General features: G+C 67.3%; 26 protein-coding genes. 17 read left to right on the top strand and 9 right to left on the bottom strand.

Annotation, left to right across the window (positions count from 1 at the left end; all coding sequences use genetic code 11):
* Nucleotides 1–1,401: an MFS transporter gene (locus PUW82_RS10520; RefSeq protein ID WP_274222239.1), complete on the bottom strand. Its 1,401-nt coding sequence runs from the start codon at nucleotides 1,399–1,401 to the stop codon at nucleotides 1–3.
* Nucleotides 1,402–1,423: 22 nt separating this feature from the next.
* Nucleotides 1,424–2,035 (bottom strand): TetR/AcrR family transcriptional regulator, encoded by a 612-nt coding sequence (locus PUW82_RS10515; protein WP_274222238.1) that lies wholly within the window; start codon nucleotides 2,033–2,035, stop codon nucleotides 1,424–1,426.
* 129 nt (nucleotides 2,036–2,164) lie between these two features.
* Between PUW82_RS10515 and PUW82_RS10510 the strand changes: the two genes are divergently transcribed.
* The 4 genes from PUW82_RS10510 to PUW82_RS10495 all read left to right on the top strand — a co-directional run bounded on the left by PUW82_RS10510 (nucleotide 2,165) and on the right by PUW82_RS10495 (nucleotide 6,935).
* Nucleotides 2,165–3,337 (top strand): TadA family conjugal transfer-associated ATPase, encoded by a 1,173-nt coding sequence (locus PUW82_RS10510; protein WP_274222237.1) that lies wholly within the window; start codon nucleotides 2,165–2,167, stop codon nucleotides 3,335–3,337.
* A complete protein-coding gene (locus PUW82_RS10505) occupies nucleotides 3,334–4,197 on the top strand; it encodes a type II secretion system F family protein (protein WP_274222236.1) in 864 nt (287 codons plus the stop codon). Before PUW82_RS10510 ends, PUW82_RS10505 begins: the two co-directional genes overlap by 4 nt.
* On the top strand, nucleotides 4,194–5,132 hold the full coding sequence (locus PUW82_RS10500; RefSeq protein ID WP_274222235.1) for a type II secretion system F family protein: 939 nt from the start codon (nucleotides 4,194–4,196) through the stop codon (nucleotides 5,130–5,132). Before PUW82_RS10505 ends, PUW82_RS10500 begins: the two co-directional genes overlap by 4 nt.
* 822 nt (nucleotides 5,133–5,954) lie before the next feature.
* The gene (locus PUW82_RS10495; RefSeq protein ID WP_274222234.1) at nucleotides 5,955–6,935 is read left to right on the top strand and encodes a hypothetical protein; all 981 of its coding nucleotides are present in this window, start codon (nucleotides 5,955–5,957) and stop codon (nucleotides 6,933–6,935) included.
* 530 nt (nucleotides 6,936–7,465) lie between these two features.
* Here PUW82_RS10495 and PUW82_RS10490 read toward each other — a convergent pair.
* Both PUW82_RS10490 and PUW82_RS10485 read right to left on the bottom strand, forming a co-directional pair.
* Complete coding sequence (locus PUW82_RS10490; protein ID WP_274222233.1) at nucleotides 7,466–7,969, bottom strand: GNAT family N-acetyltransferase; 504 nt, start codon at nucleotides 7,967–7,969, stop codon at nucleotides 7,466–7,468.
* A complete protein-coding gene (locus tag PUW82_RS10485; protein ID WP_274222232.1) occupies nucleotides 7,966–8,355 on the bottom strand; it encodes an arsenate-mycothiol transferase ArsC in 390 nt (129 codons plus the stop codon). Before PUW82_RS10485 ends, PUW82_RS10490 begins: the two co-directional genes overlap by 4 nt.
* 74 nt (nucleotides 8,356–8,429) lie before the next feature.
* Here PUW82_RS10485 and trxB (PUW82_RS10480) point away from each other — a divergent pair, with 74 nt between their 5' ends.
* The 5 genes from trxB (PUW82_RS10480) to PUW82_RS10460 all read left to right on the top strand — a co-directional run bounded on the left by trxB (PUW82_RS10480) (nucleotide 8,430) and on the right by PUW82_RS10460 (nucleotide 12,413).
* Nucleotides 8,430–9,398 carry a thioredoxin-disulfide reductase gene (trxB, locus tag PUW82_RS10480; protein ID WP_274222231.1) on the top strand — a complete coding sequence of 323 codons (969 nt, stop codon included), beginning with the start codon at nucleotides 8,430–8,432 and terminating at the stop codon, nucleotides 9,396–9,398.
* A gap of 26 nt (nucleotides 9,399–9,424) precedes the next feature.
* Nucleotides 9,425–10,489, top strand: coding sequence for an ACR3 family arsenite efflux transporter (gene arsB / locus PUW82_RS10475; protein WP_420792766.1), 1,065 nt, complete (start codon nucleotides 9,425–9,427; stop codon nucleotides 10,487–10,489).
* Entirely contained in the window at nucleotides 10,489–11,478 is a 990-nt protein-coding gene (locus PUW82_RS10470; RefSeq protein WP_274222229.1) for a metalloregulator ArsR/SmtB family transcription factor, read from the top strand. Before arsB (PUW82_RS10475) ends, PUW82_RS10470 begins: the two co-directional genes overlap by 1 nt.
* 11 nt (nucleotides 11,479–11,489) lie before the next feature.
* The gene (locus PUW82_RS10465) at nucleotides 11,490–11,891 is read left to right on the top strand and encodes an arsenate reductase ArsC (protein WP_274222228.1); all 402 of its coding nucleotides are present in this window, start codon (nucleotides 11,490–11,492) and stop codon (nucleotides 11,889–11,891) included.
* A 186-nt stretch (nucleotides 11,892–12,077) separates the two neighbouring features.
* Nucleotides 12,078–12,413: a DUF7882 family protein gene (locus PUW82_RS10460; protein ID WP_274222227.1), complete on the top strand. Its 336-nt coding sequence runs from the start codon at nucleotides 12,078–12,080 to the stop codon at nucleotides 12,411–12,413.
* 4 nt (nucleotides 12,414–12,417) lie between these two features.
* Here PUW82_RS10460 and PUW82_RS10455 read toward each other — a convergent pair whose 3' ends face one another.
* The 3 genes from PUW82_RS10455 to PUW82_RS10445 form a co-directional block, all read right to left on the bottom strand.
* Nucleotides 12,418–12,702, bottom strand: a complete 285-nt coding sequence (locus PUW82_RS10455) for a hypothetical protein (RefSeq protein WP_274222226.1) — start codon at nucleotides 12,700–12,702, stop codon at nucleotides 12,418–12,420.
* Nucleotides 12,703–13,013: 311 nt separating this feature from the next.
* Nucleotides 13,014–13,493 carry a GNAT family N-acetyltransferase gene (locus PUW82_RS10450; RefSeq protein WP_274222225.1) on the bottom strand — a complete coding sequence of 160 codons (480 nt, stop codon included), beginning with the start codon at nucleotides 13,491–13,493 and terminating at the stop codon, nucleotides 13,014–13,016.
* A gap of 20 nt (nucleotides 13,494–13,513) precedes the next feature.
* Nucleotides 13,514–13,864 (bottom strand): ArsR/SmtB family transcription factor, encoded by a 351-nt coding sequence (locus PUW82_RS10445; protein ID WP_274222224.1) that lies wholly within the window; start codon nucleotides 13,862–13,864, stop codon nucleotides 13,514–13,516.
* Nucleotides 13,865–13,955: 91 nt separating this feature from the next.
* On the opposite strand from PUW82_RS10445, the gene PUW82_RS10440 reads away from it, so the two are divergent.
* The gene (locus PUW82_RS10440) at nucleotides 13,956–15,269 is read left to right on the top strand and encodes an NAD(P)-binding domain-containing protein (RefSeq protein ID WP_274222951.1); all 1,314 of its coding nucleotides are present in this window, start codon (nucleotides 13,956–13,958) and stop codon (nucleotides 15,267–15,269) included.
* A gap of 48 nt (nucleotides 15,270–15,317) precedes the next feature.
* On the opposite strand, the gene PUW82_RS10435 is transcribed toward PUW82_RS10440, so the two are convergent.
* Complete coding sequence (locus PUW82_RS10435; RefSeq protein WP_274222223.1) at nucleotides 15,318–15,707, bottom strand: arsenate-mycothiol transferase ArsC; 390 nt, start codon at nucleotides 15,705–15,707, stop codon at nucleotides 15,318–15,320.
* Nucleotides 15,708–15,779: 72 nt separating this feature from the next.
* Here PUW82_RS10435 and trxB (PUW82_RS10430) point away from each other — a divergent pair, with 72 nt between their 5' ends.
* The 7 genes from trxB (PUW82_RS10430) to PUW82_RS10400 all read left to right on the top strand — a co-directional run bounded on the left by trxB (PUW82_RS10430) (nucleotide 15,780) and on the right by PUW82_RS10400 (nucleotide 20,996).
* Nucleotides 15,780–16,748 carry a thioredoxin-disulfide reductase gene (gene trxB / locus PUW82_RS10430; RefSeq protein ID WP_274222950.1) on the top strand — a complete coding sequence of 323 codons (969 nt, stop codon included), beginning with the start codon at nucleotides 15,780–15,782 and terminating at the stop codon, nucleotides 16,746–16,748.
* On the top strand, nucleotides 16,745–17,071 hold the full coding sequence (gene trxA / locus PUW82_RS10425) for a thioredoxin (protein ID WP_274222222.1): 327 nt from the start codon (nucleotides 16,745–16,747) through the stop codon (nucleotides 17,069–17,071). The genes trxB (PUW82_RS10430) and trxA overlap by 4 nt, the downstream gene beginning before the upstream one ends.
* The gene (arsB, locus tag PUW82_RS10420) at nucleotides 17,068–18,177 is read left to right on the top strand and encodes an ACR3 family arsenite efflux transporter (RefSeq protein WP_274222221.1); all 1,110 of its coding nucleotides are present in this window, start codon (nucleotides 17,068–17,070) and stop codon (nucleotides 18,175–18,177) included. Before trxA ends, arsB (PUW82_RS10420) begins: the two co-directional genes overlap by 4 nt.
* Nucleotides 18,177–19,175, top strand: a complete 999-nt coding sequence (locus PUW82_RS10415) for a metalloregulator ArsR/SmtB family transcription factor (protein WP_274222220.1) — start codon at nucleotides 18,177–18,179, stop codon at nucleotides 19,173–19,175. Before arsB (PUW82_RS10420) ends, PUW82_RS10415 begins: the two co-directional genes overlap by 1 nt.
* A gap of 11 nt (nucleotides 19,176–19,186) precedes the next feature.
* Complete coding sequence (locus tag PUW82_RS10410) at nucleotides 19,187–19,588, top strand: arsenate reductase ArsC (protein WP_274222219.1); 402 nt, start codon at nucleotides 19,187–19,189, stop codon at nucleotides 19,586–19,588.
* Nucleotides 19,589–19,716: 128 nt separating this feature from the next.
* Nucleotides 19,717–20,034, top strand: coding sequence for an ArsR/SmtB family transcription factor (locus PUW82_RS10405; protein WP_274222218.1), 318 nt, complete (start codon nucleotides 19,717–19,719; stop codon nucleotides 20,032–20,034).
* Nucleotides 20,031–20,996, top strand: a complete 966-nt coding sequence (locus PUW82_RS10400) for an arsenate reductase ArsC (RefSeq protein WP_274222217.1) — start codon at nucleotides 20,031–20,033, stop codon at nucleotides 20,994–20,996. The genes PUW82_RS10405 and PUW82_RS10400 overlap by 4 nt, the downstream gene beginning before the upstream one ends.
* On the opposite strand, the gene PUW82_RS10395 is transcribed toward PUW82_RS10400, so the two are convergent.
* Nucleotides 20,978–21,640: a winged helix-turn-helix domain-containing protein gene (locus tag PUW82_RS10395; RefSeq protein ID WP_274222216.1), complete on the bottom strand. Its 663-nt coding sequence runs from the start codon at nucleotides 21,638–21,640 to the stop codon at nucleotides 20,978–20,980. The two genes, PUW82_RS10400 and PUW82_RS10395, sit on opposite strands and share 19 nt — an antisense overlap.
* Nucleotides 21,641–21,660: the final 20 nt, after the last annotated feature.

Below are 21,660 nucleotides of genomic sequence, written 5' to 3'. Positions count from 1 at the left end.
TCAGCCTTTCGTGACGGGTTCGGCGGCGCGCGGGATGCGCATGAATGACAGGGCGACGGCGGCCACCAGGAACGCACCGGCGCCGACGCCCCAGATGGTCAGGTAGCCCTGAATGGATGAGTGCAGTGCGCCCGATGCGGTGAAGCCCGCGAGCAGGACGGCGAAGACGGCACCGGCCGTCGAGCCTCCGAGCGTGCGGAGGGAGTTGTACACGCCGGTCGCGATGCCCGTCGAGTCGCTGGGTGCGAGCTCGGCCACGAGCGCCGGCAACGCGCCGAGCAGGAAGCCCATGCCGATGCCGTTGATCGCCGAGACGAGGAAGATCTGCCACAGGTGGTCGTGGAAGGCGATCTGGATCAGGAAGCCGGATGCCGCGGCGAGCGCTCCGGTGATGAGCACGGTGCGGATGCCGACCCGGCGGGCGATCGGCGCGAAGGTCGCCGCCCCGAGGGTCGCGAGGATCGTGACGACGGCGGTCACGGCCGAGGCGGTTCCCGCCGTGGCCGCGAAGCCGTAGCCGGTCTCGACCGGATCGGCGGTGAGGAACGTCGTCGTGGGCGCTTGCATGCCGAACATGACCATGCCGAACAGGAACGCTGTGAGATACACCGGCCCCAGGCGCGGTGACACGATCAGCCGGACGTCGATGGCGGGCGAGGGCGAGCGCAGCTCCCACAGCACCCAGAGGACGAACACGACGAGCGCGGCGCCCAGGGTGGTGATGGTGGCCGGCGCCGCGAATCCGTCGCTCGAGGCGAGGCGCAGACCGAACAGCAGGAGCACCATCGCGAGGCCGATGCCCACGAAGCCGAGGACGTCGATCCGGGCGTCGGTGCGCGAGGTGGACTCGGGCACCTTGAAGAACACGGCGTAGACGCTGACGGCCACGAAGACGACGGGGATCAGCAGCACGAGCGTGAGGCTCGGCAGGATCGCCGAGAACAGTCCGGCTGAGATCGTTCCCAGGATGGCGCCGCCGGTGAGGCACGACACGAGTAGGCCGATCGAGGTGCGGGCCGTTTCGCCTTTGATGCGGTTGTGCACGAGGGCGATCTCGAGCGGCAGCCAGACCGCGAGCGGGCCGACGAGGATGCGGGCGATCAGCACGATCGGGTAGCTCGGCAGGAACGCGGTCACGAGGGTGCCGACCAGTACCGCGATGACCGCGATGCGCAGCATCCGGCGGTGTCCGAAGATGTCGCCGAGTTTCGACAGCAGCGGCACGCAGACGGCGGCGGCGAGCGTCTGCACGGTCAGGAACCAGGTGATGTCGGCATCCGACACCTGCAGATGGCCGGCGATTTCGCCGAGGAGCGGGGCGTAAAAGCCCTGCACGAACCCGCTGGCGAGTTCGCAGAAGACGAGGAAGCCGACGACGGCGCGGACGCTGACGTTCGGCATGGATTGGGTGAGAGGCGGGGAATCAGGGGACATGCGAGACCTGTTCATCGGCGTCGGGCAGTCGACGGGGCGGGGTGGTGACGAGGGCGTCGATGATGTCGACGTAGTGGCGCTGATCGAGGTGGATCCGCTTCACCGACTGCCGGTACAGGGTGAGTCCGGCGATGGTGTCGAGGAGGATGTCGTGGTGGACGTCGGCGGGCAGCTCGCCGCGCGCGACGGCGCGGTCGATGATGTGGACGCCCTGCTGGCGGCGGTGCTGGAAGAACGACTCCCACAGAGCGGGGAAGACGTCGGGCTCGAACATCGCTTGCAAGCCGTTGCGGTGCTCGGGCGACAGTTCCTGGTTGCGTTGGTTCTGGAGGGCGTGTTCGAGCAGATCGGCGCGGACGTCGCCGTGGTCCGGGGTCTCGCCGACATCGACCTGCGCGCGCAGCGCCGCCGCGACGAGCGCGCCCTTGTCGGGGTAGCGGCGGTAGATCGCGGTCTTACCGCATCCGACGGTCTTGGCGACCCGCTCGACACTCAGCTGCTGATAGCCCTGCGCGCCGAGAAGGTCGGCCGCCACCGCGAGGATGCGCCGCGTGAGGTCCTCGTCGGTCGGCCGGCCCTGCTTGTCCGTCGCTGGTGACATGACACCACGATACGAAACGGGGTGTTTCGTAAGTGTTACGAATCACTCACGATCCGAGCGCGGTGCCGGTGCGCCCCGCCTGTGGACAACCGCCGACGTCCGTCGCGCCCGCCGAGCAGGATGCTGCGAGTGAGCTTCCCGCAGTCGTTCCCGTCGTCCCCGGTCGCGTCGGCGTCGCCGGTGCTCGCCCTCGTCGCTCGGGTGCGTGACCGGCTGCGGGCCGAGGGGATCGATCCGAGGCAGCATCCGGATGCGGCGGAGCAGGTGACGGCTGCCGAGGTGCGCCATCACAACGACTTCGCCCTCGCTCGCGGCGCGGCTCCGGTGGATGACGAGGCGGCGATGGTGCGGCAGGTCCTCGCGACGTTGTCGGGGTACGGGCCGCTGCAGGCGCTGTTGGACGACCCGAGTGTCGAGGAGCTGTGGATCAACGCTCCCGACCGGATCTTCGTCGCGCGGGGCGGGCGGAGCGAGCGCGTCGCGTTGACGCTGACCGACGCGCAGGTGCGGGACCTGGTCGAGCGGATGCTGCACGCCACGGGTCGCCGCGTCGACCTGAGCCAGCCGTTCGCCGATGCGTCCCTCCCCGACGGTTCCCGCCTGCACGTCGCGATTCCCGACATCACTCGGCGCTGGGCGGTGAACATCCGGAAGTTCCTGCGCAGCCATCGGACCCTCGACGATCTCGTGGCCATCGGGTCGCTGCCCCAGCGCGAGGCGGACATGCTGCGCGCGGCCGTCGCGGGGGGATGCACGATCGTCGTGTCGGGGGCCACGCACGCGGGCAAGACGACCATGCTCAGTGCACTCGTCGGTGCCAGCCCGGCCGAGCATCGCATCATCACGGTCGAGGAGACGTTCGAGCTCGCGGTCGACCTTCCCGACACCGTCGCGCTCCAGGCCCGTCAGCCGAGCCTGGAAGGCGGCGGCGAGGTGTCGCTGCGTCGGCTGGTGAAGGAGGCGCTGCGAATGCGTCCCGACCGGCTCGTGATCGGCGAGGTGCGCGACGCCGAGGCGCTCGACCTCGTGCTCGCGCTCAACACCGGGGTGCCCGGCGCGGCGACCGTCCACGCCAACTCGGCGTCGGATGCGCTGCGCAAGCTCTCCGCACTGCCGCTGCTGGCCGGCCGCAACATCGACATCGCGTTCGTCCGCGCCGCGCTCGCCGCGTCGGTCGATCTCGTCGTGCACTGCGAACGCCGTTCCGACGGCCGGCGCCGGATCGCCGAGATCGCGGCGCCGACCGGGGCCGTGGTCGACGGCGAGATCGCCGTGAAGCCGGTCTACCGGAGCCGGGCGTGACCTTCGTCTGGGGTGGGCTGCTCGGCGCCGGACTCCTCCTCGGCGGCTCGCCGTGGCTCTGGCCGCGCCGCGAGCCGAGAGTGCGGCCCACCCGGTCCGGGGGCGGCCGGGCCGAGGCCCTCCTCCAGGCCGCCGGTTTCGCGCACGCGCCGGGCGGACGGCTCATCGTGTTCAGCATCGGCGCGGTGGCGCTCGCGGCGGCGACAGCGTGGTTGGTCACCGCGGTGCCGGGGGTCACCGCGGTCGCGGGAATCGCGGGCGCCGTCGCCCCGACCGCCTGGCTGCGCGCGCGAGCCCGCCGGATCCGCCGCGCTCGCCGCGCCCTGTGGCCGGATGTCTGCGATCTGCTCATCGCGTCGGTGCGTGCGGGTATGTCGCTGCCCGACGCCGTCGCCTCCGTCGCCGACAACGGCCCTCCGCCGCTACGCGCGGCGTTCCGCGGATTCGCCCGCGATGTCGCGGCATCCGGTCACTTCGACTCCAGCGCGGCACGCCTGCAGGCGGCTCTGGCCGACCCGGTCGCCGATCGCATCATCGAGACGCTGCGGATGGCGCGCCAGGTGGGCGGCACCGAGCTCGTCCCGGTCGTGCGTGCACTTGCGGCATCGGTCCGCGCCGAGTCGACGCTGCGGTCCGAGATCGAAGCGCGCCAGTCCTGGATCCACGGCGCCGCGGTGCTGGGACTCGTCGCCCCGTGGGTGATCCTCACCCTGCTCGCCCTGCGGCCCGAAGGCGCCCGGGCGTACGGGAGTCCCGAGGGCGGCGTCCTCATCCTCGTGGGGGCCGCGGTGTCGTTCGGCGCGTACCGGATGATGCTGCGGATCGGTCGCCTGCCCGAGCCCCGGCGGTGGACGCGATGACCGCCGCGACCGACGCGGCGGTATCGGTGGTGCTCGGAGCCACGATCGCGTCGGGCGTTCTGCTCGTGGCCACGCGGATGCCGCGCTGGGCGGCGCCGACGCTCGCGCGACGCATCGCGCCGTACGTGCGCGACATCGCCGACCCGCGCGGGCTCACGCCGCTGCAGCCGGTCACGGCATGGTCATCGGGCTGGACGAGCGGACCGAGGCGATGGATCGCAGATGTCGGCGACACCGCCTCGGCGCAGCGGCTGCTGCGCCAGGCCGGGTGGTCGGTATCGGTGACGGGGTTCCGGATGCGGCAGCTGCTCGCCGGGCTCGCCGGTCTGCTCGGGGGCGCCGGAGTGGTCGTGGCTCTCGCCGTCGCCGGACAGGCCTGGGCCGGCACCGCCCTCCTGCCCGCCGCGACCGCCGGCGGCGCGGTGCTCGCGGTGCACCTGTTCCTCGCCGCGGCCGCGCGCCGGCGACTGCGACGCATCCGCGAAGACGTGCCGATGGTGCTCGAGTTCCTCGCGTTGTGCCTCGCCGCCGGAGAGAGCCTGATCGACGCTCTCCGACGGGTGGGTGAGATCGGCGCCGGTGAGCTGACGACGCAGGTGCGCGACGCCGTGCTCGCTACGACGACGGGTTCCACGCTGACCGACGCCCTGCGCGATCTCGGCCGCACCGCCGACGTCCCGAGCGTCGGCCGAGCGATCGACCAGCTCGTCGCCGCGATCGACCGCGGCGCACCGCTCGCCCACGTGCTGCAGGCGCAGGCGGTCGACGCTCGCGAGGACGCCAAGCGCAGCCTCATCGAGCAGGGCGGGCGCAAGGAGATCCTCATGCTCCTTCCGCTGGTCTTCCTCGTCCTGCCGCTGTCGGTCCTGTTCGCAGAAGTCGACTTAGGGGGAGAACCTGCGCGCGAGCGCGAGCCTGAGAGCGCTCGATCGTAGGGGCGACACGCCGCGTGTCGCTGCCGACACGCCGTCACTGAGGCAACCCGAAAAAATCGCGCTCCGAACGTCGGGCCTGTGGATAACTCGCCGGGAGCCCAGGCGTCGCAAGGGATCGCGAGGGTATGGGACTGTGGAAGAAACGGGGGAGAACCTGTGGTCAACCGTGGATAAGTCTCGGGAAACTACAGAGTTGTAACTACTACCCCTTGTGGTGCCCCCCGATGTCGGCACCCATATGTAGTATTGGGCCCGAAGGACAGCAAGGAGCCCCGAATCCGCGGGGTAAGCCGGGGCAGTTCGGGGCTCTACACCTTTTCTTAGCGGGATCCGGTGTGTAGAGACTCTAACACCGCCACGGGTGTGCGTCGCTAGTGACGCCCACCTAACCGGCCGTACCGAACCTGTCGGTTTGGAACAACTGAGATGGCTAGGACGCCTGACCTCAACCCTGGAACCCCGACCCCTCGGTCGGGACAGTACGAGATCGTCGGTCCCCGCGGGGGCCGCACCGGCGAGGAGCGTACTTCCACCCGCGGCAACCCGTTGCCGCCGCCTCCGAAGGCGGGGCAGAACTACCGCCTGGTCGACGCGACGAAGCACGGGAAGCGCTGATGGCCACGCGCCGGGTCAACGGCCCGATCTACTACTCGTGCCCTCGTTGTCGCCGCCAGTACGGCCCGTTCAAGAGCGTGACCGAGGGCTGGACCCGCTGCGCGTGCGGTAACCAGTTCTACGTCAACGTCTGACGGTAGAAGATCCACACGAAGGGGGCGCCGGTTCGCCACCGCGCCCCCTTCTTACGCCCTAGAAGGACGACCCGTGAGCGATGCCTTGGCCGAACGCTATGCCAGATTCCAAGAGGCCCTGCGGGTCAATAGCGATGTCCCCAGTTCCGCTCGGCGTCTCGTCGCGAACACGTTGGAACTGATGGCGAGCTCTACCAGGGCGTTCACTGAGTTTGAACTAGCGCAAGGAAGATCAGACGCGGCTACCCGTCGGCCCGAAGGGATGGAATACCTGGCGGAACTGGACCAACTTCGTCGCCCACTCAAGGACGCAGACGTTGACGGCTTGTTGGTCTGGGCGCGACGCGCCGTTGAAGTAGTTCAGCATTGGCTCAGCCAGTTCATGTCAGCCGCCAGGACGGACCCCCTGTTCTTGAACGAGATGCGGTTGCTTTCAGCGCGGGCCGCTGATCTGCTGGAAGCAGCCGAGCGAGAGATGGATAGCCTCGCCATCGCCTCCTCGCTGCGGCAGAATCTCGAACGCGCAGAGGAGGTCAACGAGGAGCTTGAGAAGACCAGCAGCAACCTCAAGCGGGCATCCGGAGAGGCCGGCCAAGCGTCCCTATCCACCCACTTCGGCACATACGCGACCCGCGAGCTGCGTTGGGCGTGGGTTTTCCGTCTACTCTCCGTGGTCCTCGTCTTGCTTGCGGTCGGCGGAGCGGCGGCGATTCTCACAAACCCGGACTTGCGTGTCAGTCCGAACGACTGGACCGGCCTCACCACGAAGTTCGCACTTCTCGCGGGCCTCGGCTCGCTTGCGGCCTATCTCGCACGCCAGGCCGCGGTCCATCGTCGCACCGGAGTATGGGCAAAGTCACTCGAGATCCAGCTCGATTCCTTCCCGGCGTTTATCGACGGCGTGCCGGAGGATGGGCGCACAGCGGCTTACCTCGCCCTCGGTCAGCGGGTCCTCGGCGTGCCGCCAAATAAGGACGGCGACGTCGCGCCCGACCAGGGAATGCCAACAGCGCAGATCATCGATCTGATCACGGTGGCGCTCAAGAAGAGCTGACGCTCAGCCTTTGGCAAGAAGGCCGAGAGGGACGTGGAGACTTCCTCCTTCGTAATTCTGACTTTGCTATCGCTGATTATCGTCATCACATCGCTGCGTACGTTCGTCCTTTCGTGGACCGCCCGAGTCCGTGACGAAGCCGACCAATTGGTCGTGTGTCACGCGCGTTCGCGACGCGCCAGCCGGGCTCAGCGGACGTCGCCTGAGGTAGGCCTGTGGAAAGTCGGTGGGGGGCCGCCTGCGGTCTCACCAGGATGCTGCGAGTGACCACCACTACCACTGCGTCGTCAACGAACTCGCGTACCTCCGCGCGGGCTCTGAGCCGCCGGGGGAGCACGTAATGCCCGACCGCGTTACCGGGTGCGGTGCGTAAGCCGCGCGCGGGTTGCGGGCCAGGAATGTCATCGTACGGAGGACGCATCGTTTGCGGGACGTTGGCTCGTGCCGCGCTGCGAGCCCGCCGAAACCCGGGACCGTATCGAAACCCAGGTTTCGGGGCGAACGGTTTCGGTAGGGGGTTTTGATTTGCGTTAGGGATGGCGGCGCTCGATGAGGATCGTGTCGCGCCAGGTGCCTGCCCAGGGTCCGTAGGTCATGTATCCGATGTGGTCCCGGTGCCCGATGCGGCGGAAGCCGGCCCGCTCGTGCAGGGCCAGGCTTGCGTGATTCTCAGGGAAGATGCTCGCTTGCACCGTCCAGATGCCGGCTGCGTCGACGTCGCTCAGGAATGCGTCGAGAAGCGCCGAGCCGACGCCATAGCCCTGGGCGTGGCCGGCGACGTAGACGGAATGCTCGACGACGCCGCAGTAGACCTCGCGTGCCGAGACGCGGGATGCAGCAACACAGCCGAGGACGGTGCCGGCGGAATCGGTGGCGACGAGGCGGCCGATGAGGAGCTTGCCGTGGTCGAAGTCGGTCCACAAGGGAGCTTCGCTTTCGAATGTCGCGTTACCCGCGCGCATGCCGTCGCGGTAGATCGTTTCGACCTGGGCCCAATCATTCGCGGCCATCGCCCGCACGGTGACTGCGGTCACGGGCGGAGAAGGGTTGTCTGGATCTTGTCCAAAACTGCCTGGCGCAGGGGACGGACGGCGTCGGCGTCCCAGGACTCGGGGTTGGGGAACTCCCATTCCAGTACATCGCCGCGCGGAGTAGCGGGGAGGGCGAGACCGGGTTTCATGAGGACCACGACGTCGGCGGCATCCAGGTCGGCGGGGGTAACCGCCCGCGGCACACGCGCGCTGATGTCAATCCCCAGCTCCGCAACGGTCGCCGCTATGGCCGGGTTCACCACCTCGGCTGGAGTGAGACCTGCCGAGGTGGCAGTGAAGCGATCTCCAGCGACATGCTCCAGGAGCGCAGCGCCCAGCTGCGATCGGCCAGCGTTGTGCTGGCAGATGAACAAGACGGTCGGCTTCATATCGGGCTCCTCGGTGCGTGTTGCTTGCATCGATCAGGATTGCGGACTGCATAGCTGTCTGTCAATATAGACACATGTCGATTCAAGAGGTTGAGCTGGTCATCGTTGGATCGGGCCCTTCGGGTTACACGGCCGCGGTGTACGCAGCACGGGCAGGGCTCGCTCCCGTCGTCATTGCGGGTTCTGTCACCGCTGGCGGCGCGCTCATGACGACCACGGAGGTGGAGAACTTCCCGGGGTTCGTCGACGGGGTTCAGGGGCCGGAGCTGATGGACACGATGCGCCGTCAAGCCGAGCGGTTCGGCGCCCGCATCCTTCTCGATGACGCAATCCGCGTCGACCTCGCGCCTGAGGTGAAGGTCATTGAGACAGGCGCGGGGGAGACGTTCCACGCCCGCGCCGTCATCCTCACCATGGGGTCGGCGTACCGGAAGCTCGGGCTTCCCGACGAGGAGCGCCTGTCGGGCCACGGGGTGTCCTGGTGCGCAACGTGCGATGGGTTCTTCTTCCGGGACCAGGACATCATCGTGGTCGGTGGCGGGGATTCGGCCATGGAGGAAGCCCTGTTCCTAACGCGGTTCGCGCGGAAGGTCACCGTCGTTCACCGCCGTGATTCGTTCCGGGCATCGAGGATCATGGCCGAGCGTGTGCTCGAGCACCCGAAGATCGATGTCGCATGGAACAGCGAGATCGCCGCCCTCCACGGCGAAGAGAAGGTGGATGGGGTTCGCCTCCGCGACACTGCCACCGGTGCTGAGCATGAGCTTCCTGTGACGGGCGTGTTCGTCGCGATCGGTCACGACCCTCGCTCTGAGCTCGTGACCGGACAGGTAGCCACCGATACCGATGGGTACGTGCTGGTGGACCACCCCTCCACCCGCACCTCACTCACCGGAGTGTTCGCTGCCGGCGACCTCGTTGACCACACGTACCGGCAGGCGATCACGGCCGCCGGGACGGGATGCGCCGCAGCCCAAGACGCGCAGCATTACCTCGCCGCGCTCGATATGCCCGTCCTCGCCTCGGCGGAGGCTTTCGCGTGACCAGCGCAGCGCCCGCAACCCGCCGCCTGTCGACCCTGGACCGGTGGCTGCCGCTGTGGATCGGGTTGGCCATGGTCGGCGGCATCCTCCTCGGCCGGTTCGTCCCAGGCCTATCCGAAGCGTTGTCACACCTCGAGGTGGGTGGGATCTCGATCCCGATCGCGATCGGGCTGCTGGTCATGATGTACCCGGTACTCGCGAAGGTCCGCTACGACAAGGTCGCCGCCGTCACCGGAGATAAGAGACTCCTCATCTCGTCGCTCGCGCTGAACTGGATCGCGGGCCCGGCGTTGATGTTCGCCCTCGCGTGGTTGTTCCTGCCTGACCTGCCCGAGTACCGGACGGGACTGATCATCGTCGGCCTCGCCCGATGCATCGCCATGGTCGTGATCTGGAACGACCTCGCCTGCGGCGACCGGGAAGCGGCCGCCGTGCTCGTCGCGATCAACTCCGTGTTCCAGGTCATCGCGTTCTCACTCCTCGGCTGGTTCTACCTCACCGTCCTCCCCGGATGGCTGGGCCTCGACAGTCAGGGCCTGGACGTGTCGATCTGGCAGATCGCGCTCAACGTGCTCGTGTTCCTCGGGGTACCCCTGATCGCCGGGTTCGCATCCCGTCTCATCGGGGAGCGCCGCAAGGGCCGCGCCTGGTACGAGGGATCATTCCTGCCCAAGATCGGACCGTGGGCGCTCTACGGTCTGCTGTTCACGATCGTGCTGCTGTTCGCCCTGCAAGGCGAACAGGTCACCTCCCGGCCGCTGGATGTCGTGCGGATCGCGGTGCCGCTGCTGGTGTACTTCGCCGTCATGTGGTTCGCCGGCCTCCTCACCGGCAAGACCCTCGGCCTGGGCTACGCCCGCTCGTCGACGCTCGCGTTCACCGCGGCCGGCAACAACTTCGAACTCGCCATCGCCGTCGCGATCGGCACGTTCGGCGCCACGTCCGGGCAGGCCCTCGCCGGTGTCGTCGGTCCGCTGATCGAGGTGCCCGTGCTCGTCGGCCTGGTCTACGTCTCCCTGTGGGCGGCGCGAGCATGGTTCCACATCGACCTTTACGCAACACCCGAACCCGCCCTGGAGAAAACTCGATGATGAGCGCCCCCATCACCACCGCAGATGACACCTGCGCTGCGGCCCCCACGCACGCGATCGGGGATGAGGCGGCCACGGCGATCGCGACCACGTTGAAGGCGCTGTCGGACCCGCTGCGGCTACGGATGCTGTCTGCGATCGCGACCGACGCACGAGGGGAATCGTGCGTGTGCGACCTCGCCGAGCTGGCCGATGTGTCACAGCCGACCGTGTCGCATCACCTCAAGGTGCTCCGCGACACCGGCGTGCTCACTTCTGAGCGCCGCGGCACCTGGGTTTGGTACCGGATCGCGCCCGCTCTCCGCCCAGCCGTGACGACGCTGCTGGACTCGTTCGCTCCCGCCGCGATCGCCCCCGCTCGTGCCGAGCATGCCGGCCTCGAGAACGTCGACGACGCCCTCACCCACCTCGGTGATGCTCTCGCTCAGGACTACCCGCAGCTCGACCGCAGTCTCGTGGCGACTATCGTCCGGGAGTCGTACACATCCCTCGCCAAGAGCGCCCGGGTGAGGAACCACCTGCTGGCCCTCACCGAGCGGTTCGCCCGTCAACGACTCACCGACATCACCCGCGACCGCACCCAAGGGCAGCCGCAGGTCTTGTTCGTCTGCGTCGCGAACGCCGGCAGGTCGCAACTCGCAGCCGCGCTGGTGAATCAACGCTCCGGCGGCGCCGTCATCGCACGCTCGGCCGGATCGACCCCCGCCGCCGAGATCCACCCCCATGTGCAGCCCCTCATCGACGAGCTGACTGCGGGTAACGACGAGCCACGGTTCCCCAAGCCGCTGACCGACGACGCCGTCCGTGCCGCCGATGTCGTCATCACGATGGGATGCGGAGACGTGTGCCCGATCATCCCCGGCGTCCGCTACGAGGACTGGACCGTCGGTGACCCCGCCCTCGCCTCCGCGGAAGGCGTCGCCGCCATCCGCGATGACATCGCCCGACGTGTCGACGTCCTCCTCGCCACACTCACCACCACCCGCTGACCGGAGCCACCATGACCGACACCCAGCCCTCCGTCCTCTTCGTCTGCGTCCACAACGCCGGCCGCTCCCAGATGGCCGCCGGATTCCTTCGCGACATCGCCGGTGACCGTATCGAGGTCCGCTCCGCCGGATCCATGCCCGCCGACCAGATCAACCCCGTGGCGGTGGAGGCGATGGCCGAGGTCGGCATCGACATCACCGCCGAACAGCCGAAGGTCCTCACCACCGAGGCCGTGCAGGCGTCGGACGTCGTCATCACGATGGGATGCGGGGATGCCTGCCCGTTCTTCCCGGGCAAACGCTACGAGGACTGGAAGCTCGACGACCCCGCCGGCCAGGGCATCGACGCCGTTCGTCCGATCCGTGACGACATCCGCGAGCGGATCCAGCAGCTCGTGAGCGAGCTCGTCTGAATCGACGAGCAGCCCCGACGGGCACTGTATGGCTTCGGCTTATCCAGTACGCGCGCCCTTGTTGCGATCCGGGCTGGGGCAGAGGAGTGTTGGCAGTCAAGCGGGTGCGATTCGACGTAGGTTCCTAGCTCTCCCTCTGCAGAGCGACTCGAGATCGTCGGCGCACGCCCGAGTCGGGATGACCTCATGGGTCGCTTCATCTACGGCAGCAGTCATTCGAAGATCGAGATCGAAGACCGTGCCCTCACTCACCTTCAGCACGTCATCGGCAACAAGCTGAGGCGCCGAGAAGGCTTCTTCTTCACCTGGCGGGAAGACGTGTCCGTCGGAGGCGGGCGGCGCACGGTATGGATCCACCCGGAAGCGGACCTCGAGTTCAAGTACCATGGGTCAAGGTCCCCGACCCTGAGCCGGCCGTGGCTGGAAGCTCTCACCTCCGCGGCCAACGCCGCCAGTGGTTTGTACCTCGTTCCTGAACCTGCCGCACAGGCGGGCGCCGGCGAGGAAGCACTCACCGGCTGACGCTTCACGAGAAATCGTCGAAATGTGACCCGAAGGGCTTGTCGAGGTCGCCGTCGTCGCGCGGGTCGAACTGGACAGATTCGACGGAGATGATCACCCGGGTGGTTGGTGTGATCAGTGCCCGAACAGTGCGATTGCCCACAACGGTGAAAGTCACAAAGCGTGCGCCTGAGCGTGATGCCTCTTCCACCTGTGAAGCGAGCTGGTCAACGACATCTCCTTGCGCGAGAGCAAACACATCGCCGTCGATCTCGATCGAGGTTCGAATCATCGTCTTCATCTCGGTCATGCCCGCACGATAACCCGAGCCCCCAGCGCAACGAGACTGGGTTGACAGCGCCGGCAACATTGTCGGTGCATCATTTCGCTGACGATTCCTGGTGCCGTGTGAGACGGGTCTGGTCGAGAGGTCGTCGTGAAGCAGGGAATGAGCTCCGCGATTACCTCGTACGGTCCGCTCCCAGTACTCGAGCTCCCACCCAGCAGACCACAAACGATCGTTTCCGGACTGAGGTTGAACCACGTTGATTCGGGGTTGCCGTAAGACTGCTCCGAAACCGGGTTACGGGACGGGTTTTCGGTAGGGGGTTGCGACCCGCGTTAGGAGTGGCGGCGCTCGATGAGGATCGTGTCGCGCCAGGTGCCTGCCCAGGGCCCGTAGGTCATATGCGCGATCCGTTCCCGGTGGCCGATGCGACGAAACCCAGCACGCTCATGCAGGGCCAAACTGGCGGTGTTCTCGGGGAAGATGCTCGCTTGCGCCGTCCAAATGTCGGCGGCGTCGACGTTGCCCAGGAAGGCGGTCAGGAGTGCTGTACCGACGCCGCAGCCGCGGGCGCGATCGGCAACGTACACGGAGTGCTCCACGACGCCGCGGTAGACCTCGCGGCCCGAGACGCGGGACGCGGCGACCCAGCCAAGAACAGACCCAGCGGGATCGGTGGCGACGAGCCGACCGACGGTGAGCTTGCCCTGGTCGAAGTCATTCCAGGGCGGCGGCTCGGTTTCAAATGTTGCGTTGCCTGCAGTGATGCCTTCACGGTAGATGGCCTCGACCTCTGGCCAGTCCGTCGCGGTCATGGCCCGCATGCGAACGTCGGTCACGGGCGGAGCGCGTGAGATGCGGCAGTGAGGGCGTCGGTGACAACGCGGTAGTAAGCCCATCTGCCGCGCTGTTCGCGGGTGGCGAGGCCGGCGTCGACGAGCTGTTTCATGTGGTGTGAGACGGTCGGCTGCGACAGGCCTACCGGCTCGGTGAGGTCACAGATGCAGGCCTCGCCGTCGGTGGACGCTGCGATCAGAGAGAGAAGGCGCACACGCGTCGGGTCCCCGAGCGCTTTGAAAGTCCGGGCGGTGCGCTCAGCATCCTCAATGGAGATAACGGCGCCCGTCACGGGCGCGCAGCACGGTCCGCTGTCTGTGGGACTCAGGAGCGGGAGCTGGGCGGTCATGCTGCGATCCTCTCACGTCGTATTGACATCTGTCGATGAATCGATGATTCTCTATCCATCGATGGTCGTCAATGGGTGAGTGGAGTTGCTGATGGAGAACGTGTTGCCCGTGGTCGTGATTGGTGCGGGACCGCAGGGGCTTGCTGCGGCTGCGCATCTGGTTGAGCGGGACGTGCCTGTGGTGGTGCTCGAGGCCGGTAGTTCTCCGGCGGCTGCTGTTGCGGAGTGGGGTCATGTGCGGTTGTTCTCTGAATGGCCGGAGCTGATCGACGCTGCCAGCGCCCGTCTCCTCAGCTCCTCGGGATGGCAGGCTCCGACAACCGGCTACCCCACGGGGGCGCAGTGGATCGAGAAGTACCTCGCGCCTCTCGCTGCCGCCCTGGGTGAGCGGGTCCGTTTCGGCGCGCGGGTGACGGGTGTGTCCCGGCTCGGTCGGGACCGGCTCGTTGATGCTGGGCGTGGGGATCAGCCGTTCACGGTTCACGTCTCCCCGGCTGCGGGGGAGGAGTACCGGCTGCAAGCGCGAGCTGTGGTCGATGCGTCGGGCACCTGGTCAACACCCAACCCGGCGGGCGCTGACGGGCTTCCAGCGCTCGGGGAGGCGCTGTCCGCGGACCTGGTGTCGTACCGGATCCCGGACTTCCGCGACCGGGCAGGCTTCGCCGGCAAGCACACGGTCATCATCGGTTCCGGTCACTCCGCGGTGACAGCAGTCCTCGCTCTTGCGCGGATGGCGCGCCGCGACCCGTCGACGACCGTCACCTGGGCGCTGCGCCGCGCAACCGCAGGCAATACCTTCGGTGGAGGAGAGGCTGACGAGCTTCCTGCGCGCGGTGCGCTCGGGGTCAAGGCGAAAGAGTACGTCGACGCCGGCCTGGTGTCTCTTGTCACCGGATTCCGGGTTGAGCGCGTCATTCGTGAGGGTGAGCGCCCGGTACTCGTGTCCGAGGACGGCCGCACCCTCACCGCGGACCGGGTGGTGGTGCTCACCGGGTTCCGCCCAGACCTGTCCTTCCTTTCAGAGTTGCGGCTCGAGCTTGACCCCACCTTGCAAGCGCCCGTTCGGATCGCAGCGGAGGTGGATCCAAACCTGCATTCGTGTGGCTCGGTTGCCGCGACGGGTGCCGCCGACCTTGCCCAACCCGAACCCGACTTCTACCTCGTGGGAGCGAAGTCGTACGGCCGGGCGCCGACGTTTCTCGCGCTCACCGGGTACGAGCAGGTTCGCAGCGTTGTGGCGGAGCTTGCGGGTGACCACGAGGCGGCGCGCCGTGTCGAGCTGGCACTGCCCGACACCGGTGTCTGTGGCGGTGCGGGGCTGTTCGATGCGTCCGGGGTGTCGCTGGGCGGGGCGTGCTGCGCGCCTCCGGTGTTGCAGATCGGGCGATCATCGGTGACGGCGTGAGAACAGGAGAGGGGGCAGGCCGATGGCCTGCCCCCTCTCCTGTTCAGATCAGCGGCTGAGGAGAGTCGCCTTGATCTTGTCCGACACCGCTTCGCGCAGGGGTCGGACGGCGTCTGCATCCCAGGACTCCGGGTTAGGGAACGACCACTCGAGCACCTCGCCGCTCGGGGTGGCGGGGAGCGCCAGGCCCGGCTTCATGAGCACCACAACGTCCGCAGCGTCGAGATCGGCGGGTGTGACGGCCCGCGGCGTCCGCTCGGCGATGTCCATGCCAAGTTCAGCAACCGTCGCCGCGATTGCCGGGTTCACTTTCTCGGCTGGAGCGAGCCCCGCCGAGACCGCATCGAAGCGGTCCCCGCCGAGGTGCTCGAGGAGGGCGGCACCCAACTGGGAGCGGCCAGCGTTGTGCTGACAGATGAACAGAACGGTCGATTTCATGGGACTCCTCGATGCGGCGGGTTCTCGATGATCAGGATTGCGTGCTGGATAGGTATCTGTCAATATAGACGCATGTCGATTCAAGAGGTTGAGCTGGTCATCGTGGGCTCTGGCCCGTCAGGGTACACGGCTGCGGTGTACGCGGCGCGAGCGGGCCTCGCCCCCGTCGTCATCGCCGGTTCTGTCTCCGCTGGCGGCGCGCTGATGACGACAACCGAGGTGGAGAACTTTCCCGGTTTTGTCGACGGTGTCCAGGGGCCGGAGCTGATGGACACGATGCGCCGTCAAGCCGAACGTTTCGGCGCCCGCATCCTGCTCGACGACGCGATCCGCGTCGACCTTGAATCCGAGACGAAGGTCATCGAGACGGGCGCGGGCGAGACGTTCCACGCTCGCGCGGTGATCCTCACCATGGGGTCGGCGTACCGGAAGCTGGGGCTTCCCGACGAGGAGCGCCTGTCGGGCCACGGTGTGTCTTGGTGTGCGACGTGCGATGGGTTCTTCTTCCGGGACCAGGACATCGTGGTCGTCGGTGGTGGGGATTCTGCCATGGAGGAAGCCCTGTTCCTGACGCGGTTCGCGCGGAAGGTCACCGTCGTTCACCGCCGTGACTCGTTCCGGGCATCAAAGATCATGGCCCAGCGTGTGCTCGAGCACCCGAAGATCGACGTCGCATGGAACAGCGAGATCACCGCCCTGCAGGGGGAGCAGAAAGTGCATTGCGTTCGACTGCGCGACACCGTCACCGGCCTCGAGAGTGACCTTCCCGTGACGGGAGTCTTCGTGGCGATCGGACACGACCCACGCTCAGAACTCGTCGCCGGACAAGTCGCCACCGATCTCGATGGCTACGTACTGGTGGATCACCCGTCCACGCGCACTTCTGTTACCGGGGTGTTCGCAGCGGGGGACCTGGTTGACCACACCTACCGGCAGGCGATCACGGCAGCCGGTACCGGATGCGCGGCAGCGCAAGACGCGCAGCACTACCTCGCCGCGCTCGATATGCCCGCCCTCGCCACTGCGGAGGTCTTCGCATGAGCTCGCTCCTCTCTGTCACTGACGCCACGTTCCAAGATGAGGTGCTGAACTCCGACGTCCCCGTGGTCGTAGACATCTGGGCGACGTGGTGCGGCCCATGCCGTCAGGTCGCGCCGCTCCTAGATCAGCTCGCGGAGGAGTACGCGGGGCGGGTGAAGATCGTGAAGGTCGATGCCGACCAGAACCCCGACACCGTGGTTTCCGCCGGAGTGACGTCCATCCCCACCCTCGGGTTTTACCGTGACGGGGTGCGCACCGATCTCCTCATCGGCGCGCACCCCAAGCCCGTCATCGCCGACAAGATCGAAAGCCTCCTCGCATGACCGCCACAGCTTCCACTCCCGTCCTCCCCGCAACCAAACGCCTGTCGACCCTCGACCGGTGGTTGCCGCTGTGGATCGGGTTGGCCATGGCCGGCGGCATCCTCCTCGGCCGGTTCGTCCCGGGCCTGTCCGAACTTCTCTCGCACCTCGAGCTCGGCGGGATCTCGATCCCGATCGCGATCGGGCTGCTGGTGATGATGTACCCGGTGCTCGCCAAGGTCCGCTACGACAAGGTCGCCGCCGTCACCAGCGACACGAAGCTCCTCATCTCGTCGTTGGCGCTGAACTGGATCGCCGGCCCGGCGTTGATGTTCGCCCTCGCGTGGGTGTTCCTGCCGGACCTGCCCGAGTACCGGACCGGTCTGATCATCGTGGGCCTCGCCCGCTGCATCGCCATGGTCGTGATCTGGAACGACCTCGCCTGCGGCGACCGGGAAGCGGCGGCCGTGCTGGTCGCGATCAACTCGGTGTTCCAGGTCATCGCGTTCTCACTCCTCGGCTGGTTCTACCTCACCGTCCTCCCCGGCTGGCTCGGCCTCGACAGCCAGGGCCTCGACGTCTCGATCTGGCAGATCGCCCTCAACGTGCTCGTCTTCCTCGGGGTACCCCTGATCGCCGGGTTCGCATCCCGTCTCATCGGGGAACGCCGCAAGGGCCGCGCCTGGTACGAGAACTCGTTCCTGCCCAAGATCGGACCGTGGGCGCTGTACGGGCTGCTGTTCACGATCGTGCTGCTGTTCGCCCTGCAAGGCGAACAGGTCACCTCCCGGCCGCTCGATGTCGTGCGGATCGCGGTCCCGCTGCTGGTGTACTTCGCCGTCATGTGGTTCGCCGGCCTCCTCACCGGCAAGACCCTCGGCCTGGGCTACGCCCGCTCGTCGACGCTCGCGTTCACCGCGGCCGGCAACAACTTCGAACTCGCCATCGCCGTCGCGATCGGCACGTTCGGCGCCACGTCCGGGCAGGCCCTCGCCGGTGTCGTCGGTCCGCTGATCGAGGTGCCCGTGCTCGTCGGCCTGGTCTACGTCTCCCTGTGGGCCGCGCGAGCATGGTTCCACACCGACCCCTACGCGGCTCCCGAACCCGCCCGAGAGAGGACTCAATGATGAGCACCACAACATCCACCACCGCAGACGACGCTTGCGCCCCGTCCACGACCCTTGCGATCGGCGATGACGCAGCGGCGGCGCTCGCGACCACGTTGAAGGCGTTGTCAGACCCGCTGCGGTTGCGAATGCTCTCTGCGATCGCGACCGACGCGCGCGGAGAATCGTGCGTCTGCGACCTCGCGGAACTGGCGGACGTGTCGCAGCCGACCGTGTCGCATCACCTCAAGGTGCTCCGCGACACCGGGGTACTCACCTCCGAACGCCGCGGCACCTGGGTGTGGTACCGGATCACGCCCGCTCTCCGCCCAGCCGTGACGACGCTGCTGGACTCGTTCGCCCCCGCAGCCATCGCCCCGCCCACACGGAGCGAGCACACCGGGCTCGAGAACGTCGACGACGCCCTCACCCATCTCGCCGACCGTCTCGGCCAGCAGCACCCGACCCTGGATCGCAGCCTCATCATGACGATCGTCCGGGAGTCCTACACCTCGTTGGCCAAGACGGCCCGGGTGAAGACGCATCTGCTGTCCCTCACCGACCGGTTTACCCGGCAGCGACTCGCCGACATCACCCGTGACCGCTCGCAGGGACAGCCGCAGGTGCTGTTCGTCTGCGTGGCCAATGCGGGCCGCTCGCAACTTGCTGCCGCGCTGATGAACCAGCGGTCCGGGGGATCGGTCATTGCCCGTTCCGCAGGGTCGACCCCGGCGGCAGAGATTCACCCGCACGTGCAGCCTCTACTTGACGAGCTCAATCCCGATGGCGATCAGGAAACACGGTTCCCCAAGCCCCTGACCGATGATGCCGTCCGCGCCGCCGACGTTGTCATCACCATGGGATGCGGGGACGTGTGCCCCATCATCCCCGGCGTCCGCTACGAAGATTGGAACGTTGGCGATCCCGCTCTCGCCTCGACCGACGGCGTTGCTGCGATCCGTGACGACATCGCCCGCCGCGTCGACAATCTCCTGAACACACTCACCACCACACGCTGACCGGAGCCATCATGACCGAAACCAAGCCTTCCGTTCTCTTCGTTTGCGTCCACAACGCCGGCCGCTCGCAGATGGCCGCAGGATTCCTCCGCGACATCGCCGGCGACCGCATCGAGGTCCGCTCCGCCGGGTCCATGCCCGCCGACCAGATCAACCCCACTGCCGTCGCGGCGATGGCTGAGCTCGGGATCGACATCACCGCCGAGCAGCCCAAGGTCCTCACCACCGAGGCCGTGCAGGCATCCGACGTCGTCATCACCATGGGATGCGGCGACGCATGCCCCTTCTTCCCCGGCAAGCGCTACGAGGACTGGAAGCTCGACGACCCCGCCGGCCAGGGTATCGACGCGGTTCGTCCCATCCGCGACGACATCCAGGCGCGAATCCAGCAGCTCGTGAGCGAGCTCGTGTAACCCTTTCGCGAATAGAACGGGCCTATTGCGGCGGCCACAGCTCTCTAGAAAGAGCTGTGGCGCACCGGATCGTCCACGCCTCCCGGAAGCTGACTTATAGATAAAGGTCTATCGGATATCGTTGCTGGATGATCTCCTCGGTGCCCGGCCCCTCGAGCGACGGTGCGCCGCTGAAGCGGTCCGCTGCCGAGGAGCTGGCGCGAACGTTGCGAGCGGTGGCTGACCCCACGCGACTACAGCTCTTGAGCGTGATCTTGGACTCGGAAGATGGGCGCGCCACGGTGCAGCAGCTCACGGAGGCTCTGAAACTTCGACAGCCCACTGTGACCCACCATGTGCGGATCCTCGTCGAAGACGGACTGCTCACACGTGAACCTCAAGGAAAGTACGTGTGGCTGTCCCTCGAACCGTCGCGCCGCGCAGCCATAGAGGATCTTCTGCGATGACCGAGAGGGGCAGCCACCGTGTGGGGCGCCCCCTGGGTGCCGAGGACGCACAGGCGCGCGCCGCACAAGCAGCCGTGCTCGGTGACCTGCTCGCACTGCGAGTCTTGAGTGCCGTCGCAGCCAATGCGCCCCTTGCGCACATCCCCGCTCTGCTCCACATTGCCGCCGGCGACATGCAGGATGCTTTGAACCGACTCCAAACGGTAGGGATCGTTCGGAAAGAGGCCGGCGAGTACCTCCTCCCTGCCGAGTCGTGGGTGCGTTTCGGGCGGCTACTCGGGGATGGCGTCCCGGCCCTCCCCAACACACGCCCCGCTCAGCCGGCGCTAGCGGCACTGCCCACGCAGATCGCGACGGTCGCCCGAGACCTGTCCTATCGGTTCGCATCGACGTTCAGCGAAGAAACAGTGTCGCAGTACGTGGTGGAGAGCTACCTGCTGCTCAGCCAACGCGCCCGGGTACGTACCCACCTCCCCACCCTGACAGCGCGATACGCAGCGGACCGGCTGGACGCCCTCGCTTCGGCGACCGGCCTGACGCTGCGAGGCACTCCGGAAGTGCTCTTCGTATGCGTTCAGAACGCCGGACGATCACAGATCGCCGCAGCGTACCTGCGGCACCTCGCTGGTGATGCTGTGCATGTCCGCACGGCCGGATCAGCGCCCGCGGACGAAGTCCATCCGCGAGTGATCGAAGCCCTGGCCGAGGTTGGGGTGCCGCTCGTAGACGACTTCCCGAAGCCGCTGACGGATGAGGTGGTTCAGGCAGCTGACTTTGTCGTCACGATGGGGTGCGGCGACGCGTGCCCGGTCTACCCCGGCCGCCGCTACATGGACTGGAGCCTCGAGGACCCTCTCGCGCTCGATGACGATGGGTTGCGGCAGGTGCGAGACCGGATCCGCGGGCACGTGGAGCGGCTGCTGAACGAGATGGGCGTCGGCGCTCACGCGGCCAATCGGTAGCCGATACCGCGTTGCGTTGCGATCACCGACTCACGGGGCACGCCTGCCAGCTGCGCAAACCTCGTTCGCAGCCGGGCGATTACGACGCGCACCGACGCGTACGGGTCGGCGCCGCTACCGTGACGGTCGGCGAGTTCACTCAGACTCACCATCCCCGGGTACGAGGTCGCCAATGCCAGCAGCACATCGAACTCGCGGGGCGTGGTGGGAACCACAGCGTCGCGTAGCTGTACAAGATGGCGGCCCACGTCGATCCTGAGGTCACCCACCGAAACCTCGCCGGGAGCATTGCTGGGCGCGGTGGGGACGGAGCGAAGAGTGTGAGTGAGTCGTTCAGGCGTGACGGGCAGCTCGATCACGCCACGGACACCCGCGGTTAGCGCCCTCGATACTGCAGCGGTCGGCGTGGACGGGTGCAGGCCGAACAGGACGGCGGACCTGCACGTTGCGACCGCGAGATCGAGCACGTCGGCGGTGTCTTGGCAGGGGATCTCCGATGAGACGACGATGACAGCCATCGGGTCATGAACGAGTTCCGTCAGCGCGGCGAGGATGTCGGTCTTCACCACCAGGCTCACCCCGAAGTGGCGGAACTCGGCCATCGTGCCGCGGACCGCGGTCGTGTCGGGTGCGAGCACGATCACCCGCATACTCCCCACGACCG

The sequence above is a fragment of the Microbacterium thalli genome (genome assembly GCF_028737325.1).
In the GTDB taxonomy this organism is placed as follows: domain Bacteria; phylum Actinomycetota; class Actinomycetes; order Actinomycetales; family Microbacteriaceae; genus Microbacterium; species Microbacterium thalli.
This window is presented reverse-complemented; position numbering and strand designations above follow the sequence as displayed.